Genomic DNA, 15,788 nt, shown 5'->3' on the forward strand with positions numbered 1-15,788 from the left:
TGCCGGCGCGCCGCCCGCTCGCTACGTCCGGCGACGGCAACGAACCCTAGCCGATCAACCTTGCCCTGACCTCGGCGGAAGGGATTTCACAGCTGTCCTTTTTGCCAAACAGGGCGTAGCGGTTCTTTGCGATGCGGTCGTAGAGCCAGTCGCGAAGCTGGCACGGCAACAGCAGCAGCACCCGCGCCGCCCGCCACGGCCAGCCGAGTTCGGCCATGACGGCAACGAAACTGTCCAGGCGGGTGAAAGCGGCGCCATCGATGATGACGAGATTGGTCTCGTAGCTATCCGTCCGCAGCCCGTATTTCTTGAACAGCACCTCGCCGAACGGCGACTGAGCCGTTACGAAATGGAAGCGGCCCTTGCGGTCGAGCTTCACCACCATGCGCACAAAGCCCGAGCACAACACGCAAATACCGTCGAACACGATCAACGGGCGACTTGCACCGAATTGTGGCGGCTCAGGAGAATGGTTCGGCTCGACGATCACGTGACGCCCGGCAGCTGGTGTCAGGCGACACTAGGCCTGCCGGCGGCTGGATCAAAGCCCGGAATGCTAGAGGCCTGGCGTTGTCGCACGCCGTCTGTCGGTCAGCGCAGGGCGCTCGGCGCGATAGGTCGTTGACCGGTTGTCGGCGTCGGGCCGGCAGATCCGGCTGTCGTGACGGCTTTCCGTGGTCATCATTAGTGCACGCTGATCCCAAGCGTGTTGCCACGGCGCGCGCAGGCGGGGCCTGGGCCGCGCATATAATAGCGCTCAGGCCGATAGGTCGGAGCGACGAATTCGCGGATGGCGGCGGCATAGCCGGCGATTTGATTCCAGAAGCTCATTTTACTCGGTCCCTGTCCCGTTTCGGATGTCCCTTCCGAATTGCGGGGATCATAGCGTCCAGGCGTGAATAGTCGGTGAACGCGATGTTAATCTCTGGTCGAAAATGCCTTTGTTCATGGCTGGAATGCGGCTGATTCGCGGTGTTTCCATGCAGTCCGTCGGCATTTCGTCCAGTGTGACTTTTGCATCACATATGTTTCGCCTGAATGTCGCAGAGGCGCGGTTTTGTTTCAGGTTTTGCCGGACCGCGAAATTTCCGTGCACGCGGCCGGAAAACCAGGAACCGGCCCGTCAGCCGCACGTTGATTTCCCAGTGCCGGGACGAACCGGCTCCACAGGCTGTGGTGCTCGGGTGGGCCGCAGCCAAAAATCCGAAACCGCAAGAGCAATGGAAAGGCAAAGGCCATGGGTTTCTTTTCGAAGGATATCAAAACCCTCGACGACCTCTTCGTGCACACGCTGCGCGACATCTATTACGCTGAAAAACAGATCGAGAAATCGCTGCCGAAGATGATCGACAAGGCGAGTGATCCGCAGCTGAAAGCCGGCTTTGAGAAACATCTCGCTCAGACCAAGGGTCATATCCAGCGTGTCGAGCAGGTGTTCGAACTGCACGGCGTGAAGGCCAAGCAGGTCGACTGCCCAGCCATCGACGGCATTCTCGAAGAAGCCGACGACGTCAGCGGCGACATCGCCGACAAGGAGGTCCTCGACGCTGCGCTGATCGCCTCTGCCCAGGCGGTCGAGCATTATGAGATGACCCGTTACGGCACCCTGATTGCTTGGGCCAAGCAACTGGGCCGCAGCGACTGCGCCAATGTGTTGGCCAACAACCTCAAGGAGGAGCAGGCAACCGACCGCAAGCTTACCGAGATAGCGGAAAGCAAGGTCAACCTGCAAGCCGCCGAGTAGCGCAGTGAGTGAGAACAAGGCAAGGCTGGGTTGAAAGCCCGGACTTGCCTTTGCGCTGCCGGAACCGGAACGGACTTTGCCCGTTCTCGGTTGAACATTGTCGTGCAGGGAGTTTGTCATGGCGCCGCGCCCGGCCTGGAGAGGGTATCTCAAGCTTTCGCTGGTCACTTGCGCCGTCGAACTGACCAATGTCGTCACCCAGGCGGAGAAAGTCTCATTCCGCGTGCTCAACCGCAAGACCGGCAATACCGTCAAGCGCGTCTATGTCGATTCGGCAAGCGGCAAGCCGCTCGATGAAGGCGACGAGATCAAGGGCTACGAAATCGGCGACGGCGACTTCGTCCAAATCGAGGAGGAGGAGATCGAAGCCGTGCAGATCGAATCCTCGCACACGATGAGCCTCGATGGTTTCATCGAAAAATCCTCGATCCAGCAGATCTATCTCGACGCGCCCTATTATGTGACGCCTGCGGACGAGGTCTCGGAAGAGGCCTTCGCCGTCATCCGCGACGCCATGGCCGCCAAGAAGACGGCGGGGCTGGCCCGCATTGTGCTCTATCGCCGCGAACGTCCGGTGGTCATCGAGCCGTTGGGCAAGGGTCTGCTGCTGACGACCTTGCGCTATGGCGATACGGTTCGCAGGCCCGAGATAGTGTTCGGCGACATCAAGACGGTGAAGACCGACGCCGAGATGATCAGGCTGGCCGAACACATCGTCGATGAGAAACAGGCGGCGTTCGATCCTTCCGAATTCGAGGACAAATACGAAAATGCCCTGATCGAGCTGGTCCGCGCCAAGAAGGCCGGCAAGAAGGCACCGAAGGCCAAGGCGGAACCACGGCCCTCCAACGTCGTCAACCTCTTCGATGCGCTGAAGAAGAGCCTTTCGTCGGAAGCCGGTGCGCCGGCAAAGACCGGACGCCCGGGAAAAGGCGCCAAGTCCAAAGCCGCCCGGCGCAAATCTGCTTAGGATCCGCCCATGGCCAGCCTCGAGCAGTATCACGCCAAGCGCAATTTCAAGAAGACGGCCGAACCAGCCGGCAAGGTTTCGCGCGGCAAGAAAGCCGTGCCGGGTGGCATCTTCGTCATCCACAAGCATGCCGCCACCAGGCTTCACTACGACCTTCGTCTCGAGCACGGCGGCGTGCTGTGGAGCTGGGCGGTGACGCGAGGCCCGAGCCTCGACCCGCACGAAAAGCGACTCGCCGTGCATGTCGAGGACCACCCGATCGACTATGCGCCGTTTGAAGGCACCATCCCGAAGGACCAATATGGCGGCGGCTCGGTCATTGTCTGGGATGAGGGAACTTGGGTCCCCGATGGCGACCCGGCAAAGGCGATGAAGAAAGGCCATATCAGTTTCGAACTGCATGGCCACAAATTGCATGGCGCATGGCATCTGGTGCGGCTGAAGCCGCGTCCGGGCGAAAAGCGTGACAACTGGTTGCTGATCAAATCCGACGATGCCGCCGCACGCCCAGGCGAGGATATTTTGCAGGAGGCGCCACAATCGGTGAAATCCGGCCTGACCATCGAGGAGGTCGGCGAAGGCAAGACCGCCGACGGCAAGAAGCCAAGCGTCTGGCAGTCCGACAGGCCGGCCGCCAGCAAAGCGAAGGCCGTCGCGGCAAGGCGGCTGGAATTCATCGAACCGGCGCTCGCAACGCTGGAGCGGGACGCCCCGCCCGGCAAGGACTGGCTGCATGAGGTGAAGTTCGACGGCTATCGCATGCAGGCGCAGCTTGCCGGCACCGAGGTGCGGCTTTTGACACGCACCGGCCTCGACTGGACCGACAAATTCGGTGGCGCGATTGTCGCCGCACTTGGCGGCCTGAAATGCACCGACGCCATCATCGACGGCGAAATCGTCGTGCTGGCGGATAATGGCGTCTCGTCATTCTCGCTGCTGCAGCAGGATCTGTCGGCGGGCCGTACGGATCGTTTCATCTACTATGTCTTCGACCTGTTGCGTCTCAACGGCGAGGATATCCGTTCCGAGCCGCTGGTCGAGCGCAAGGAAAGGCTGCGCACCTTGCTCCCCGGACAGGTCGAGGATCAGGCCGTGCGCTTCAGCGACCACTTTGCCGAGCCCGGCAAGATTATGCTGGAGCACGCTTGCCGCCTGGGCCTCGAAGGCGTCGTCTCCAAGCGCGCCGATGCGCCCTACCGCAGCGGTCGTGTTCCCTCGTGGGTGAAGTCGAAATGCACGGCGCGCCAGGAGTTCGTCATCGGCGGCTATATGCCGTCGGACAAGACCGGGCGCGGCCTGCGCTCGTTGCTGGTCGGCTATCACGAGGGCGGCAAGCTGCGCTATGCCGGCCGCGTCGGCACCGGCTTCACGGCCAAAAGCACCAACGAGCTGAAGACGAGCCTTGATGCGCTAAAGACGACGTCCTCGCCCTTCGACGGGGCGGTGCCAAGGGGCAAGGGGCTGGTCTGGGTCAAGCCCGAACTTGTCGGCGAGGTGGAGTTTCGCAGTTGGACGTCGGACCGTATAATACGCCACGCGTCGTTCCAGGGACTGCGCGAGGACAAGCCGGCGGAGGAAGTCGTGCAGGAGAAACCGAAAGCACACTCAGCGCCGGCAGAGCAGCCCAAGGCAAAGCCCGCCAAACCCGCCGGGACGGCGAAAACGTCGGTTACGCTGTCTCGCCCGGACAAGCTTCTGTGGCCGCAGGAGAAGGTATCGAAGCAGGATCTGGTCGATCATTATGCGCTTGTCTGGCCGCGCATGAAGCAGTTCATCGTCAATCGGCCGCTCAGCTTGGTGCGGGCGCCGGACGGCGTCGGCGGCCCACGCTTTTTCCAGAAGCATGCCTCAGCGGGCATGAGTGAAAAAATAGCCGTGATGAAGGATCCGACGGACGGCGAGGAAATCCTGTTCATCCGCGATTTCGACGGTGTCGTGGCCCTGGTGCAGCTCGGCGTCGTCGAGATCCACATCTGGGGCTCGACCACGGACGAACTGGAAAAACCCGACCAGATCATCTTCGATCTCGATCCCGACGAGGGTGTCGACGTAAAGGCGGTGCGTGCCGCGGGGCTCGATATCCGCGGCCGGCTCGACGAACTGTCCCTGCCGAATTTCGTCAAGACCTCGGGCGGCAAGGGCTATCACATCGTCGTGCCGCTGAAGCCGTCGGCGGATTGGGACGAGGTCAAAGGCTTCGCCCATGAGTTCGCCCGAGCGCTCGAACAGGCCGCGCCCGACCGCTACACGGCGACGCTGTCGAAGAGGGCGCGCACCGGCAAGATTTTCGTCGATTATCTGCGCAACGGCCGCGGCGCCACCACGGTTGCGCCTTATTCGTCGCGCGCCAAAAAAGGCGCCACGATATCGATGCCAGTGACCTGGGCGGAAATCGAGGCCGGATTGCCGCCGAACGCCTTTCCGATCGGCGACAAGACGACGCTGAAGCGGCTCGGGCAAGCCGATCCCTGGGCGGATTTTTTCAAGCAGGCTAAGCCGCTCAAGCGCGGCTAATGCATGTCGCGCAAAAATGTGCAGCGGTTTGCGACAACGACATGCTTCAAAACAAAAAGATACAGCGGTTCGGCGTTTCCGTGAAACGACGAACCGTTCTAGCGCATTGAAGCGAGCCGTCAGGCGAGAAACGTCGTCTCGAAGGCCTGCTTGCCTACCGGTGAAAAGATCACGGCACGGCTGTCCTTCTCGCGCCGCGCCCATTTCTCGGCGAGGATCTTGTCGAGAATGGCGGCGCCCAGCGTGCCGGCGAGGTGCGAACGCCGCACGCTCCAGTCGAGGCAGGCGCGGCACACCGGTCGCCGCGCTTTGGTATGGATGTCGATGCCGATCGCGGCGAAATGCGAGGCGGCCGACGGCCCAAGCTGGATCACCTTGTCGTCGCGCAGGAGCACTTGTCGAGCCACAAGACGGTCCAGCATCGCCACCGCCCGCTCGCCGGCGAGGTGATCGTAGCAGACCCGCGCCACGCGCATGGCCGCGTCGCGAGGGCCGGGTCGCACCCTCTGCGGTCCGACCGCAGCGGCAACGCCGGTGATGGCTTCGATCATTCCCGCCACCTGCGGGCCGGCGAGGCCGTAATAGCGGTGCCGCCCCTGGCTCGCCAGTGTCAGCAGCCCGCCTTCCATCAGCTTCGACAGATGCGAGCTCGCTGTCGGAAGCGACACCCCGGCTTCGAGTGCCAGTTCGCTCGCCGTCAGTGCCGTGCCGCCCATCAATACGGACAGCATGTTTGCCCGCGCCGGATCGCCCACCAGGCTGGCAATGTGGGCTATGTCAGGTCCTTCGCGCATAGTTCGTTCCTCATCGAAGCATCCTCGTCAGATAAAGCATTAGTCTCGATGCAAATCAAGGAAACAACGATGCCTGCAAGGACCATTCTCAGCGCCGCGCCTGCTCGCCGGCCGTTCCCGTTCATTGTCTTGCGCCGCTTGCGGCTGCGGCTCCTGAAGCAGTGGTACGACCGTCATTTGCAGCGTCTCGACCTCGCCGAGATCGACGATCATCTGCTGCGTGACCTTGGCCTGACACCTGAAGACGTCCGCCGCGAATGCGCGAAATCGTTCTGGCAGGCATGATCAGCGAGGGATTTGCCTAGCATATCGATCTTCGGAACGTTTCGATCCGGCTCGAACTGTGACCGCAAGAAAACATCCACCGCCAAGGAGGCGAAAATGACCATCACCTGCTTCATCCGCTACGAGATCGATCCGTTCGGCAAGGCGGCATTCGAGGAATATGCACGCAATTGGGGGCAGGCGATCCCGCGCTGCGGCGCCGATCTGGTCGGCTATTTCGCGCCGCACGAAGGCTCGGCCACCACGGCTTATGCCGCCTACAACATCGACAGTCTTGCGGCCTACGAAGCCTACCGCGCCCGGCTCGCCGCCGATCCCGCCGGCAAGGCGAACTACGAGTTCGCCCGACGGGAAAAATTCATTCTGAAGGAGGACCGCATCTTCCTCAAGCTGGCCTCCGGGCCGCATGCTCCTTTGGTGAAGCCATGATCGCCGTCATCTTCGAGGTCGAGCCGGCGGCGGGCAAGCGCGATGCCTATCTCGGCATCGCCGCCGACCTACGCCCACTGCTCGACGGCATCGACGGTTTCCTGTCGATCGAGCGCTTCCAGAGCCTTGCCGATCCGAACCGCATCCTGTCGCTGTCCTTCTGGCGCGACGAGGACGCGGTGAAGACCTGGCGCAACACGCAGGAACATCGGCAGGCGCAGAAGGCCGGGCGCGGCGGTATCTTTGCGGACTATCGTTTGCGCATCGCCCATGTCGTGCGCGATTACGGCCTGACCGAACGCGCAGAGGCGCCTCAGGACAGCCAGGCGGTAAATGGTTAAGGACTGTTAGGCATTCCCGATCAGCACCCCTGCCGCAAACACCAGCGCGCCACCCAGCACCACCTGGAAGGCGGCGCGCCAGAATGGCGTCTGCATGTAGCGGTTCTGCACGAAGGCGATCGCCCACAGCTCGAAGAAAACCACCACGGCGGCGACAATGGTCGCCGTCCAAAAAAGCGGGATTAGATAGGGCAGCGCATGGCCGAGCCCGCCCAGCGTCGTCATGACGCCGACGGTCAGCCCGCGTTTTGCCGGCGAGCCGCGGCCCGATAATTTGCCGTCGTCGGAAGCCACCTCGGTGAAACCCATCGAGATGCCAGCGCCGATCGAGGCGGCAAGCCCGACCAGAAAGGTCTGGAACGTATCATGCGTGGCAAAGGCGGCGGCAAAGATCGGCGCCAGCGTCGACACCGAGCCATCCATCAGCCCGGCCAGCCCCGGTTGGACATAGGTCAGGATGAACTGGCGCTGCTCGGCTGCTGTTTCTTCGTCCTTGACCTCGCCCGGCACATGCTTTTGCTCCAGCCGCTGCGCCAGTGTCTCGTGGCCCTGTTCTGCGATCGCCAGGTCGTCGAGCAGCTTTCGCGTCGACGCATCGCCTGTGCGTTTGGCCGCCTCGATATAGAACAGGTAGGCCTGCCGCTCCATGGCCTCGGCTTGGCTGCGCACATGATCGATGCCGAGCGGCCTCACCAGCCAGTCCGGCTTGCGTTCGTAATAGCCCTTCACATGTTCGCGCCGGATCAGCGGTATGCGCTCGCCGAAACGCTTGCGGTAAAGCTCGATCAGCGAATCGCGATGGCCGTCCTCCTCCTCCGCCATCTCCTCGAACACCTTGGCCGATTGCGGAAAGCTCTCCGCCAGCCCGTCGGCATAGGCGCGATAGATGCGCCCGTCATCCTCCTCGGAGGAGATGGCGAGCGCCAGGATCTCCTGTTCCGAGAGCGATTCAAAGGGACGGCGGCCGAAGCCGAAAACGCGGGAAAGCATGAGAAATTCACCCTAGTTTAGAATAGTTCTAAACTATGACCTCGCACGTCGCCGGTCAATCGTGTGCGCTCCACTCATGCTCAAAAGGTACAGGCTTCAAAAATTCCGAACACATCGCCGTTGCTATCGGCAAACGTTCACTTATATAACCGAATCTCAACCAAGAGAAAGGAACGCCGCAGATGCCGGAAAAACAGCAGCTGTTTGATCCCAAACCGGTTCTCGACCTTATCGCTAATATTGAGGCGGATCTGCAGCGCCTGAAAGGCCTAGTCGAGCAGCAGGTCGAAAAATTTGATCCCGCCAATCCGCACAACAAGGCTCCCGACGGCAAGTTGACCGAGGAGGGCGTCGAGTGCTGCTATCGGCTGTTCGACGAGGGCAAGTCGCGCTATTCGGTCGCCCAACAGATGAAGATCTCCTTCGCCGCCGCCACCCACCGCTTCAACACCTGGCGCAAGATGGGCGGCCCCAAACGGCAAAAGACGCTGTTGGGGTGAGGAGCGGCAGGCTATGCCGGTCAATCGACAACGATTTGTCGACTGAAGCGACGAATGCATGGCAGAGGGCTGAGGAGGCGGTGGGGACAGTCACGCCCCACTCTCCTGCCTCCAAGGACGAATTGTAACGGTCACATTTTTTCATTGGTGCGCCGCCTCCCTTTCCGTGCAGCATAGGCGGTCTCATCTCTTGCAGGACCCTAGCCATGACCACCCCTCCCGGCATCGCCGATATTCACAGCGCAGCAGCGCGATTGTCCGGACTGATCGTCGAAACGCCGCTGATCGAATCGCCGGAGTTGAACAAGCGCTTCGGCGCCAGGATCCTGTTCAAGCCCGAGACGTTGCAGCGCACCGGCTCGTTCAAGTTCCGCGGTGCATACAACAAGCTCTCCTCGCTCTCGGCGGAAGAACGCGCCCGCGGCGTCGTCGCCTTCTCGTCGGGTAATCACGCGCAAGGCGTTGCCGCCGCAGCGGCGATGTTCGGCGTCAAGGCCGTCATCGCCATGCCCGCCGATGCGCCGGCGATGAAGGTCGGCAATGTCAGGAAGATGGGCGCCGAAGTGATCACCTTCGACCGGGTCCGCGACGATCGCACTGCCGTCGTCCGTTCTTACGTGGAAAACGGCATGGTCCTGGTGCCGCCCTACGACGATCCGGCTATCATCGCCGGCCAGGGCACGATCGGCCTCGAATTGATGCGCCAAGCAAGAGCGCTTGGCGTCAGCCTCGATGCGGTGGTGGTTCCCTGCGGCGGCGGCGGGTTGAGCAGCGGCATTTCGATCGCGGTCAAGGACGCCTCGCCGGGCACCGCCGTCTGGGCCGTGGAACCCGAGCATTTCGACGACACACGCCGTTCGCTGATCAAAGGCGCCAGGGTGTCGAACGCGCCCGGCCACACCTCGATCTGCGATGCCCTTCTCGTCGCCGAGCCGGGCGCGATCACTTTCGAAATCAACCGCAAGAATCTCGCCGGCGCCATCGCCGTTTCCGACAGCGCGGTGACACAGGCGATGCGCGACGCGATGGCTTGTCTGAAGCTGGTGGTCGAACCTGGCGGTTGCGTCGGCTTGGCCGCGCTGTCGTCAGGCGAAATCGACCTTGCCGGCAAATGCATTGCCGTGGTGCTCTCCGGCGGCAATGTCGATCTCAGCACCTATGCCGAGATTATTGCTGCCGGCTAGGATAGCAATCAGTTCCAGCTCATGTGCCGATTCGAGGTGCTCAAGCGTCCGTTGCACCCGGTCGAACCGGTACCTTCAAAGACTGAGATCAATGAAACTGTTCTTCAGCCGCAATCCCAATCCTCGCCTCGCGGTCGCGGTGGCACGGTATCTCAACGCCAAGGTCGAGTTTGAATTTGCCTCTCCCTTCGCTCCGGGCCAGGCCGAGCGATTTCGGCCGCTCAATCCAAATCTTTCATTGCCCATCCTTATAGGTTCGGGAAAAAGCCTCTGGGAGGCCGACGCCATAGCCTGTCGGCTTTCGCGCGATATGCATTCGGATTTCTGGCGCGCTGGCGACGACGAGCCCGAGATGATCCGATGGCTGAGTTGGGGGAAAGAGAACTTCGCAAGAGCCTGCGATGTCGTGCATTTCGAACGCGGGACCAAACAGCGCTATGGGCTCGGCCCGATAGATCAGGCGCGGGTTGAGGAGGGCCTGAGCGACTTCCGCACGGCCGCTGCCATACTTGATGCCGAGCTTTCCCAGCGAGAATGGCTGGTCGGCGCTTCGGTTTCCTATGCCGACTTTCGAATGGCGACGTTTCTGCCCTTCAACGATGTCGCCCGATTGCCGCTCGATGACTATCCCTCTGTCAGTCGCTGGTATCTTCAACTCGAAGAAATCGACGCCTGGCGCGATCCCTTCGAAGGGCTCAATGCGCCTGAATTGACACCGGTCCCGGGCCAGGCCAAGTCCGTGTGAATCTCGATCTTTTGCACAAGCGGATCGAGTTCGACCCTAATCCAGCGTCCGGCGGAACCGCACCAGCGCAATACCGGCGAACAGCGCCACGAACACCACCAGCCAGCCGATTTCCGTTGCCACCGCCGGCAGTTCGGCGCCCTTCAGCATCACCGCGCGGATGATGCGCAGGAAGTGGGTCAGCGGCAGCACCTCGCCAAAGACCTGCGCCCAGTCCGGCATGCCGCGATAGGGGAACATGAAGCCGGACAGCATGATCGACGGCAAGAAGAAGAAGAAAGTGAGCTGCAGGGCCTGCATTTGCGTGCGGGCGATCGTCGAGATCGTGTAGCCGAGCAGCACCAGCGCCAAGACGAAGATAAGGACCGCCGTCAACAGCAGCGACATCGACCCGGTGAAGGGGATGGCAAACAGAAGCTTCGAGGCCGCCAGCACCACCAGCACCTGCACGGCGCCGACCGCCAGATAGGGCAGCACCTTGCCCAGCATGATCTCGAGCGGGCTTGACGGCATCGCCAGAAGGTTCTCCATCGTGCCGCGCTCGGTCTCGCGTGTCAGAGCGATCGAGGTCATCATCACCATCGTCATCTGCAGGATGACGCCGAGCAGGCCGGGCACGATGTTGTATTGCGAGACGGCTTCCGGATTGTAGCGCCGGTGCACCACCACCTGGAGCTGGCCCCGGGCAGCCTCGGCCGCCGTTTCCTGCATGCCGCGTGCCCTGAGCAGCGCCTGGTTGGCGACGGTGCCGAGCGTCGAGATGGCGCCGCTGGCGACGGCCGGGTCGGTCGCATCCGCCTCGATCAGGATCTGCGGGCTGTCGCCGCGCTCGACCCGCCGGGCAAAATCGGCGGGAATGGTGACGACGAAGGCAACATCGCCGCGCGCCATCAGGAATTCGGCTTCGACGGCACTTTGCGCGACATGGTCGAAGCGGTAGTAGCCGGTGGTCTGCAGTGCCGAAACCATGGCTCGTGTGTAAGGATCGCTGCTCATCGCCACCAGCGCTGCCGGCAGGCTCTTCGGATCGTTGTTGATGGCATAGCCGAACAGCACCAGCTGCATCAACGGCACGCCGAGCATCATGGCGAAGGTGATGCGGTCGCGCCGCATCTGGATGAACTCCTTGATCAGCAGCGCGCCTAGCCTGGCGAACGAAAAGATGCTGTTTATCCCATTTTTCATCCCATGTTGTCCTTCGAACCGGACATGAACTGGATGAACACATCCTCCAGGCTGGTCTCGCCGGGCGTCACCGTAACGCCCTCGTGCTCTTTCTCGACATCGGCGAGCGCTGCCTGAAGTGCCGTACTGTCGGAGCCGACGACATGCAGCGTCGCGCCGAACGGCGCCACCTGGTCGACGCCGGGGCGGCCATGAAGTGCGGCAGCGATCTGATCGAGCCGCGGCCCTTGCAGGACGAAGGTGGTCAACCCGGCATTCCTCACCACGTCCTCGACCGTGCCGGTGGCCAGCATCTTGCCGTAGGAGATGTAGCTGATGCGGTGGCAGCGCTCGGCTTCGTCCATGTAGTGGGTGGAGACCAGCACGGTCAGGCCGCCGCTCGCCAGCCGGTGGATCTCGTCCCAGAATTCGCGTCTGGCCTTCGGGTCGACGCCCGCCGTCGGTTCATCGAGCAGCAGCAGTTTCGGCTTGTGCATGATGCAGGCGGCCAGCGCCAGCCGCTGCTTCCAGCCGCCGGACAGGGTACCGGCCAACTGGTTCCTGCGCGATGTCAGGCCGAGCTCCTCAAGCGTCTTAGCCACGTGCTCGTCGAGCGGCTTCAGCCGGTACAGCCGTGCCACGAATTCGAGATTCTCGCCGATCGTCAGATCTTCGTAGAACGAGAATCTCTGCGTCATGTAGCCGACTTCGCGTTTGATCCGCAGGCTGTCGGTGCGGATGTCGAAGCCCAGAACCGTGCCTTCGCCCTCATCCGGCGTCAGCAAGCCGCACATGATGCGGATGGTCGTCGTCTTGCCCGAGCCGTTCGGCCCGAGGAAGCCGACGATCTCGCCCTCGGCCACAGCCATAGTCACATGGTCGACGACGGTCTTGTCGCCGAAGCGCTTGACCAGGCCGTGCACGTCGATGACGTTCATTTTCCGATGTCCGCCAGATCGACGTCGACGATCTGCCCGGGCTGCAATGCGCTGGCGTCGCCCTCCGGCCGCGCTTCGACCAGATAGACCAGCTTTTGCCGGGTCTCGAGCGAGTAGATCACCGGCGGCGTGAATTCCGGATCCGGCGACACGTAGCTGACGCGAGCCTTCACGCCCGATCCGCAACCGTCGCAATGGACGTTGAGCAGCGTGCCGACATCGACCGAGGAGAACGCGCTTTCCGGCACATAGACGCTGAGCTTCACCGCGCCATCCGGCAGTATGGAGATGACCGGCGCGGTCGGCCCGGCCGTGTCGCCGGGATAGCGGATGACATCGTTGACCCGGCCGGGCGAGGGCGCCGTCAGCACGCGCTTCGACAGCCGCCATTGCGCTTGCTCCAGCGCCGACTGCGCCTGCCTGACCTGATTGTCGGCGGCCTTGATCGTCTCCGGCCGTGCCGGCAGGCCACCGACGGCGAGATTGGCCTCCGCCTGGCCGACCTGCGCGTTGGCCGTCTCCAGCGTCGCGGAAGCCGTGTCGTAGTCGGCCTGTGTGCCGGTGCCGCGTTTGAACAGATCGCTGGCGCGGATGTAACGGCGTTTGGCGTCGGCGGCTTGCGCCTTGGCCATGTCCACCTGCGCCTTGAGCACCGCAATCTCTTCCGGCCGCTTGCCGACCTGCAGGTCGGCAAGTTGCGCCTGGGCCTGCGCAAGGGCCGCCTCGGCTTGTGCGATGGCGATCTTGGCGTCGGCGTTTTCCAGCGTCACCACCGGCGTGCCGGGCGCGACGCGGTCGCCGCGCTTGACCGCAATCGTCTCGACCTGCGCCACCTCGATCGGCGCCAGCAGGACATAATCGCCCTCGACGTAGCCGACGGCGAGCGGTGCTGCCGGCGCGCAGGCGCTGAAAAGCTGGGCGGCAAGCGGCAAAGAACAGAGCAGGCTCATGATCCACGATCCTTTCGGGCAGCCAAATCGCGCCGAGCCAAAATCGCGCTGAGATTATCCGTCACCACCGCCGCGATCTTTCCGGCCTCGTCATTGCCGATCTCGCGCCAGCCCATCCGGCGCATAACCGCCTCGCGGCCGATGCGGAAATAGACGACCTGGCCAATCAGCGTGAACACAGTGAGTTTTGTGCGCTCGCTCTCGGCCGGCTCGCCCGTCGCCTGTTCCCAGATCAGGCAGAGTCGGTGATGCGCCGGTTCGAACACGCCATCATAGATACGGTCGAGCGCGGCGGTTGGATGCGACAGCTCACGCAGGACGAACTGTACAATCTCGCCGGCTTCCGGCCTTGCCGCGATGAAGGCGACCATCCGCTCCAGTGCGACGGCCAAATGCGCCCGCGCGGCCTCGGTGTCCGCCAATGCCGCGGCCGGCGCTTGCAGATTGCCGATCGCTTGGCCGGCAACGATCTGGATGGTGTCGACGATGTAGTCGGCCGCCGCGTTGCGGAGCCCTTCCTTGCCGCCGAAATGATAGGCGATCGAGCCGATATTGGCCTTGGCCTCGGCCGCGATCTGGCGCGTTGACGTGCCGTCGAAACCCTGGCGTCCGAACAGCTTCAGCGCCGCGCGCACGAGTGCCGTCCGCGTCACATCCGCGGCGGTCTTGGGCGCCTCATGAGGAAGGCCGCTGGCGCTGGGCGATTTGATCATGGTCAACAATTTAATCAATCGAATGATTAAAGTCAAGTGCGGTCAAGCGGCTTGCCAACTCTGGCCGTGCGCGCTTTAGTGCCTGGCCATGGGCAAGGAAATCGAGCGTAAGTTCCTGGTCTCAGGTGAGGAATGGCGGGCAATGGTCGAGGCGGACATTCATATCCGTCAATTCTATCTAGTCGCCGAACCCAGCCGCACGGTGCGTGTGCGCATCAGCAACGATGCGGCCGCCAAGCTGACGCTCAAGTTCGGCAGCCAGGCACGCGAGCGCGATGAATTCGAATATCCGGTACCTTTGGCGGAGGCGCAGGAGATGCAGGCCTTTGCCATCGGACATGTCATCGAGAAGACACGCCACCATGTTAGACACCGCGGCTATCGCTACGAAGTCGATGTCTTCGGCGGGACGCTTGCGGGGTTGGTGATCGCCGAGCTCGAGACGCCGGATGATGTACAGGACGAAATGCTGCCACATTGGCTCGGCCGTGAAGTCACCGGCGAGCCAAGATTTTACAACGCGTCGCTCGCCCTTGGGGGGATTCCGGAGATCGTCGCATGAGCTTTCGTATCGATCCGCGCATGTCGCTGACCGGAGAGGTCAGGCGCATCCTCGCCGAGGAGATCGGCAAGGCGCTTGTCCATCTGGACGCCGCGCGTGACAGGCCCGAACAGGGGCTGCACAAATGCCGCAAACGGCTGAAGAACGTCCGCGCCTTGCTGCGCCTTGTCCGTTCCGGAGACGAAACATTCTGCGTGACGGAGAATCAGTGCTACCGCCAGGTGGCGGCCCTGCTTGCCGGCCCGCGCGAGGCGACCGCACTGGTGGAAACAATCGACCGGCTGGCGGCAAGCTTTTCCGAGCAAAGTGCCGGCGATGGCCTCGATGCCGTGCGTGACAGGCTCGTCGCGCGCCAGCATGAACTGCATGGCGGAGCAGGCCTCGATGCTGCGATAGGCGCGGCGATTTCGGTTTGCGAGGAAGGTGTCGCCCGGATCGACAAGCTCGCTCTGCCCGACCAGCCGGAGCAGGCTGCCGACGTGCTCGCCGAAGGCGCGCGCACCACTTTGCGCCGCGCCAGGAAAGCGCTGGACAAGGCGGCTTCGCGCGGCGAAGCCGATGACTTTCACGATCTGCGCAAGGCGGCCAAGACGCATGGCATGCACCTGTCGCTGCTCGGCAGGCTGTGGCCGACGCCGATCAAGACGCGGCGCAAGGCCGTCGACGAGTTGGGCGAGCGGCTTGGCGAGCTGCACGATGTGTTCGTCATGCGCGCGCTTCTAGATGCCGAGGACCAGCCGCTCGGTCCTGCTGAAGAGACGCGGTTGCTTGCCAAGCTGCTGAAGCGTTCGGAAAAGAGCCTGAAAAAGACCTGCCTCGCCGAGGCGGTCGAGCTTTTCGGCGACAGCCCGAAGCGCTCGACGAGGAAGCTCGCCCGTAAGGCGCGCGAAGATCTCACAGTTGCGCACGAAGACGCCGGTACGCCTGGCGTGGGCTGATCATGGTCTAACTTGCCGCCCTGTGGT

19 protein-coding genes are annotated in these 15,788 nt (G+C 62.6%); 11 read left to right on the forward strand and 8 right to left on the reverse strand.

Annotated features, from left to right (window positions below):
• Positions 1–46 precede the first annotated feature (46 nt).
• On the reverse strand, positions 47–427 hold the full coding sequence (locus tag NKJ20_RS17130; RefSeq protein WP_352745634.1) for a thiol-disulfide oxidoreductase DCC family protein: 381 nt from the start codon (positions 425–427) through the stop codon (positions 47–49).
• Positions 428–684: 257 nt separating this feature from the next.
• A complete protein-coding gene (locus NKJ20_RS17135) occupies positions 685–831 on the reverse strand; it encodes a hypothetical protein (RefSeq protein ID WP_023718851.1) in 147 nt (48 codons plus the stop codon).
• Between the two features lie 406 nt (positions 832–1,237).
• Here NKJ20_RS17135 and NKJ20_RS17140 point away from each other — a divergent pair, with 406 nt between their 5' ends.
• The 3 genes from NKJ20_RS17140 to ligD all read left to right on the forward strand — a co-directional run bounded on the left by NKJ20_RS17140 (position 1,238) and on the right by ligD (position 5,228).
• The gene (locus NKJ20_RS17140) at positions 1,238–1,744 is read left to right on the forward strand and encodes a YciE/YciF ferroxidase family protein (RefSeq protein WP_352473615.1); all 507 of its coding nucleotides are present in this window, start codon (positions 1,238–1,240) and stop codon (positions 1,742–1,744) included.
• Positions 1,745–1,862: 118 nt separating this feature from the next.
• Positions 1,863–2,714: a non-homologous end joining protein Ku gene (gene ku, locus NKJ20_RS17145; RefSeq protein WP_352539795.1), complete on the forward strand. Its 852-nt coding sequence runs from the start codon at positions 1,863–1,865 to the stop codon at positions 2,712–2,714.
• Between the two features lie 9 nt (positions 2,715–2,723).
• A complete protein-coding gene (gene ligD, locus NKJ20_RS17150; RefSeq protein WP_352745576.1) occupies positions 2,724–5,228 on the forward strand; it encodes a DNA ligase D in 2,505 nt (834 codons plus the stop codon).
• A gap of 119 nt (positions 5,229–5,347) precedes the next feature.
• Here ligD and NKJ20_RS17155 read toward each other — a convergent pair whose 3' ends face one another.
• Complete coding sequence (locus NKJ20_RS17155) at positions 5,348–6,022, reverse strand: ArsR/SmtB family transcription factor (RefSeq protein WP_352745578.1); 675 nt, start codon at positions 6,020–6,022, stop codon at positions 5,348–5,350.
• Positions 6,023–6,091: 69 nt separating this feature from the next.
• Here NKJ20_RS17155 and NKJ20_RS17160 point away from each other — a divergent pair, with 69 nt between their 5' ends.
• From NKJ20_RS17160 to NKJ20_RS17170, 3 genes are all read left to right on the forward strand, one after another.
• On the forward strand, positions 6,092–6,307 hold the full coding sequence (locus NKJ20_RS17160; RefSeq protein ID WP_352451859.1) for a DUF1127 domain-containing protein: 216 nt from the start codon (positions 6,092–6,094) through the stop codon (positions 6,305–6,307).
• 96 nt (positions 6,308–6,403) lie between these two features.
• Complete coding sequence (locus tag NKJ20_RS17165; protein ID WP_352451858.1) at positions 6,404–6,736, forward strand: NIPSNAP family protein; 333 nt, start codon at positions 6,404–6,406, stop codon at positions 6,734–6,736.
• Positions 6,733–7,077 (forward strand): antibiotic biosynthesis monooxygenase family protein, encoded by a 345-nt coding sequence (locus NKJ20_RS17170; protein ID WP_023679001.1) that lies wholly within the window; start codon positions 6,733–6,735, stop codon positions 7,075–7,077. Before NKJ20_RS17165 ends, NKJ20_RS17170 begins: the two co-directional genes overlap by 4 nt.
• Positions 7,078–7,083: 6 nt before the next feature.
• On the opposite strand, the gene mbfA is transcribed toward NKJ20_RS17170, so the two are convergent.
• Entirely contained in the window at positions 7,084–8,067 is a 984-nt protein-coding gene (gene mbfA / locus NKJ20_RS17175) for an iron exporter MbfA (RefSeq protein WP_352745581.1), read from the reverse strand.
• A gap of 182 nt (positions 8,068–8,249) precedes the next feature.
• Here mbfA and NKJ20_RS17180 point away from each other — a divergent pair, with 182 nt between their 5' ends.
• The 3 genes from NKJ20_RS17180 to NKJ20_RS17190 all read left to right on the forward strand — a co-directional run bounded on the left by NKJ20_RS17180 (position 8,250) and on the right by NKJ20_RS17190 (position 10,496).
• The gene (locus NKJ20_RS17180) at positions 8,250–8,567 is read left to right on the forward strand and encodes a hypothetical protein (RefSeq protein WP_023679003.1); all 318 of its coding nucleotides are present in this window, start codon (positions 8,250–8,252) and stop codon (positions 8,565–8,567) included.
• A gap of 206 nt (positions 8,568–8,773) precedes the next feature.
• Positions 8,774–9,751: a threonine ammonia-lyase gene (locus tag NKJ20_RS17185; RefSeq protein WP_352457886.1), complete on the forward strand. Its 978-nt coding sequence runs from the start codon at positions 8,774–8,776 to the stop codon at positions 9,749–9,751.
• Between the two features lie 91 nt (positions 9,752–9,842).
• Positions 9,843–10,496, forward strand: a complete 654-nt coding sequence (locus tag NKJ20_RS17190; RefSeq protein ID WP_352702109.1) for a glutathione S-transferase family protein — start codon at positions 9,843–9,845, stop codon at positions 10,494–10,496.
• A 36-nt stretch (positions 10,497–10,532) separates the two neighbouring features.
• Here NKJ20_RS17190 and NKJ20_RS17195 read toward each other — a convergent pair whose 3' ends face one another.
• The 4 genes from NKJ20_RS17195 to NKJ20_RS17210 are packed head-to-tail and all read right to left on the reverse strand — an operon-like array spanning position 10,533 to position 14,261.
• Positions 10,533–11,669 (reverse strand): ABC transporter permease, encoded by a 1,137-nt coding sequence (locus NKJ20_RS17195; protein WP_352702278.1) that lies wholly within the window; start codon positions 11,667–11,669, stop codon positions 10,533–10,535.
• A gap of 8 nt (positions 11,670–11,677) precedes the next feature.
• Complete coding sequence (locus tag NKJ20_RS17200; protein WP_352745585.1) at positions 11,678–12,598, reverse strand: ABC transporter ATP-binding protein; 921 nt, start codon at positions 12,596–12,598, stop codon at positions 11,678–11,680.
• Positions 12,595–13,548: an HlyD family secretion protein gene (locus NKJ20_RS17205; RefSeq protein WP_352702107.1), complete on the reverse strand. Its 954-nt coding sequence runs from the start codon at positions 13,546–13,548 to the stop codon at positions 12,595–12,597. Before NKJ20_RS17205 ends, NKJ20_RS17200 begins: the two co-directional genes overlap by 4 nt.
• Positions 13,545–14,261, reverse strand: coding sequence for a CerR family C-terminal domain-containing protein (locus NKJ20_RS17210; RefSeq protein WP_352451915.1), 717 nt, complete (start codon positions 14,259–14,261; stop codon positions 13,545–13,547). Before NKJ20_RS17210 ends, NKJ20_RS17205 begins: the two co-directional genes overlap by 4 nt.
• 88 nt (positions 14,262–14,349) lie before the next feature.
• Between NKJ20_RS17210 and NKJ20_RS17215 the strand changes: the two genes are divergently transcribed.
• Together NKJ20_RS17215 and NKJ20_RS17220 are read left to right on the forward strand one after the other, a co-directional pair.
• Positions 14,350–14,823: a CYTH domain-containing protein gene (locus NKJ20_RS17215; RefSeq protein ID WP_023679010.1), complete on the forward strand. Its 474-nt coding sequence runs from the start codon at positions 14,350–14,352 to the stop codon at positions 14,821–14,823.
• Positions 14,820–15,761 (forward strand): CHAD domain-containing protein, encoded by a 942-nt coding sequence (locus NKJ20_RS17220; protein ID WP_352745588.1) that lies wholly within the window; start codon positions 14,820–14,822, stop codon positions 15,759–15,761. Before NKJ20_RS17215 ends, NKJ20_RS17220 begins: the two co-directional genes overlap by 4 nt.
• The last annotated feature ends 27 nt before the right edge of the window (positions 15,762–15,788 follow it).

The sequence above is a fragment of the Mesorhizobium sp. M0185 genome (assembly GCF_040322175.1).
GTDB lineage: Bacteria > Pseudomonadota > Alphaproteobacteria > Rhizobiales > Rhizobiaceae > Mesorhizobium.

Excerpts from the sequence above, each read along its gene's own strand:
- ligD (WP_352745576.1), top strand. The coding sequence starts at position 2,724 with ATGGCCAGCCTCGAGCAGTATCACGCCAAGCGCAATTTCAAGAAGACG.
- NKJ20_RS17155 (WP_352745578.1), bottom strand. The coding sequence starts at position 6,022 with ATGCGCGAAGGACCTGACATAGCCCACATTGCCAGCCTGGTGGGCGAT.
- NKJ20_RS17140 (WP_352473615.1), top strand. The coding sequence starts at position 1,238 with ATGGGTTTCTTTTCGAAGGATATCAAAACCCTCGACGACCTCTTCGTG.
- NKJ20_RS17205 (WP_352702107.1), bottom strand. The coding sequence starts at position 13,548 with ATGAGCCTGCTCTGTTCTTTGCCGCTTGCCGCCCAGCTTTTCAGCGCC.
- NKJ20_RS17210 (WP_352451915.1), bottom strand. The coding sequence starts at position 14,261 with ATGATCAAATCGCCCAGCGCCAGCGGCCTTCCTCATGAGGCGCCCAAG.
- NKJ20_RS17135 (WP_023718851.1), bottom strand. The coding sequence starts at position 831 with ATGAGCTTCTGGAATCAAATCGCCGGCTATGCCGCCGCCATCCGCGAA.
- NKJ20_RS17215 (WP_023679010.1), top strand. The coding sequence starts at position 14,350 with ATGGGCAAGGAAATCGAGCGTAAGTTCCTGGTCTCAGGTGAGGAATGG.
- NKJ20_RS17160 (WP_352451859.1), top strand. The coding sequence starts at position 6,092 with ATGCCTGCAAGGACCATTCTCAGCGCCGCGCCTGCTCGCCGGCCGTTC.
- mbfA (WP_352745581.1), bottom strand. The coding sequence starts at position 8,067 with ATGCTTTCCCGCGTTTTCGGCTTCGGCCGCCGTCCCTTTGAATCGCTC.
- NKJ20_RS17165 (WP_352451858.1), top strand. The coding sequence starts at position 6,404 with ATGACCATCACCTGCTTCATCCGCTACGAGATCGATCCGTTCGGCAAG.
- NKJ20_RS17185 (WP_352457886.1), top strand. The coding sequence starts at position 8,774 with ATGACCACCCCTCCCGGCATCGCCGATATTCACAGCGCAGCAGCGCGA.
- NKJ20_RS17180 (WP_023679003.1), top strand. The coding sequence starts at position 8,250 with ATGCCGGAAAAACAGCAGCTGTTTGATCCCAAACCGGTTCTCGACCTT.
- NKJ20_RS17200 (WP_352745585.1), bottom strand. The coding sequence starts at position 12,598 with ATGAACGTCATCGACGTGCACGGCCTGGTCAAGCGCTTCGGCGACAAG.
- NKJ20_RS17190 (WP_352702109.1), top strand. The coding sequence starts at position 9,843 with ATGAAACTGTTCTTCAGCCGCAATCCCAATCCTCGCCTCGCGGTCGCG.
- NKJ20_RS17220 (WP_352745588.1), top strand. The coding sequence starts at position 14,820 with ATGAGCTTTCGTATCGATCCGCGCATGTCGCTGACCGGAGAGGTCAGG.
- NKJ20_RS17170 (WP_023679001.1), top strand. The coding sequence starts at position 6,733 with ATGATCGCCGTCATCTTCGAGGTCGAGCCGGCGGCGGGCAAGCGCGAT.
- ku (WP_352539795.1), top strand. The coding sequence starts at position 1,863 with ATGGCGCCGCGCCCGGCCTGGAGAGGGTATCTCAAGCTTTCGCTGGTC.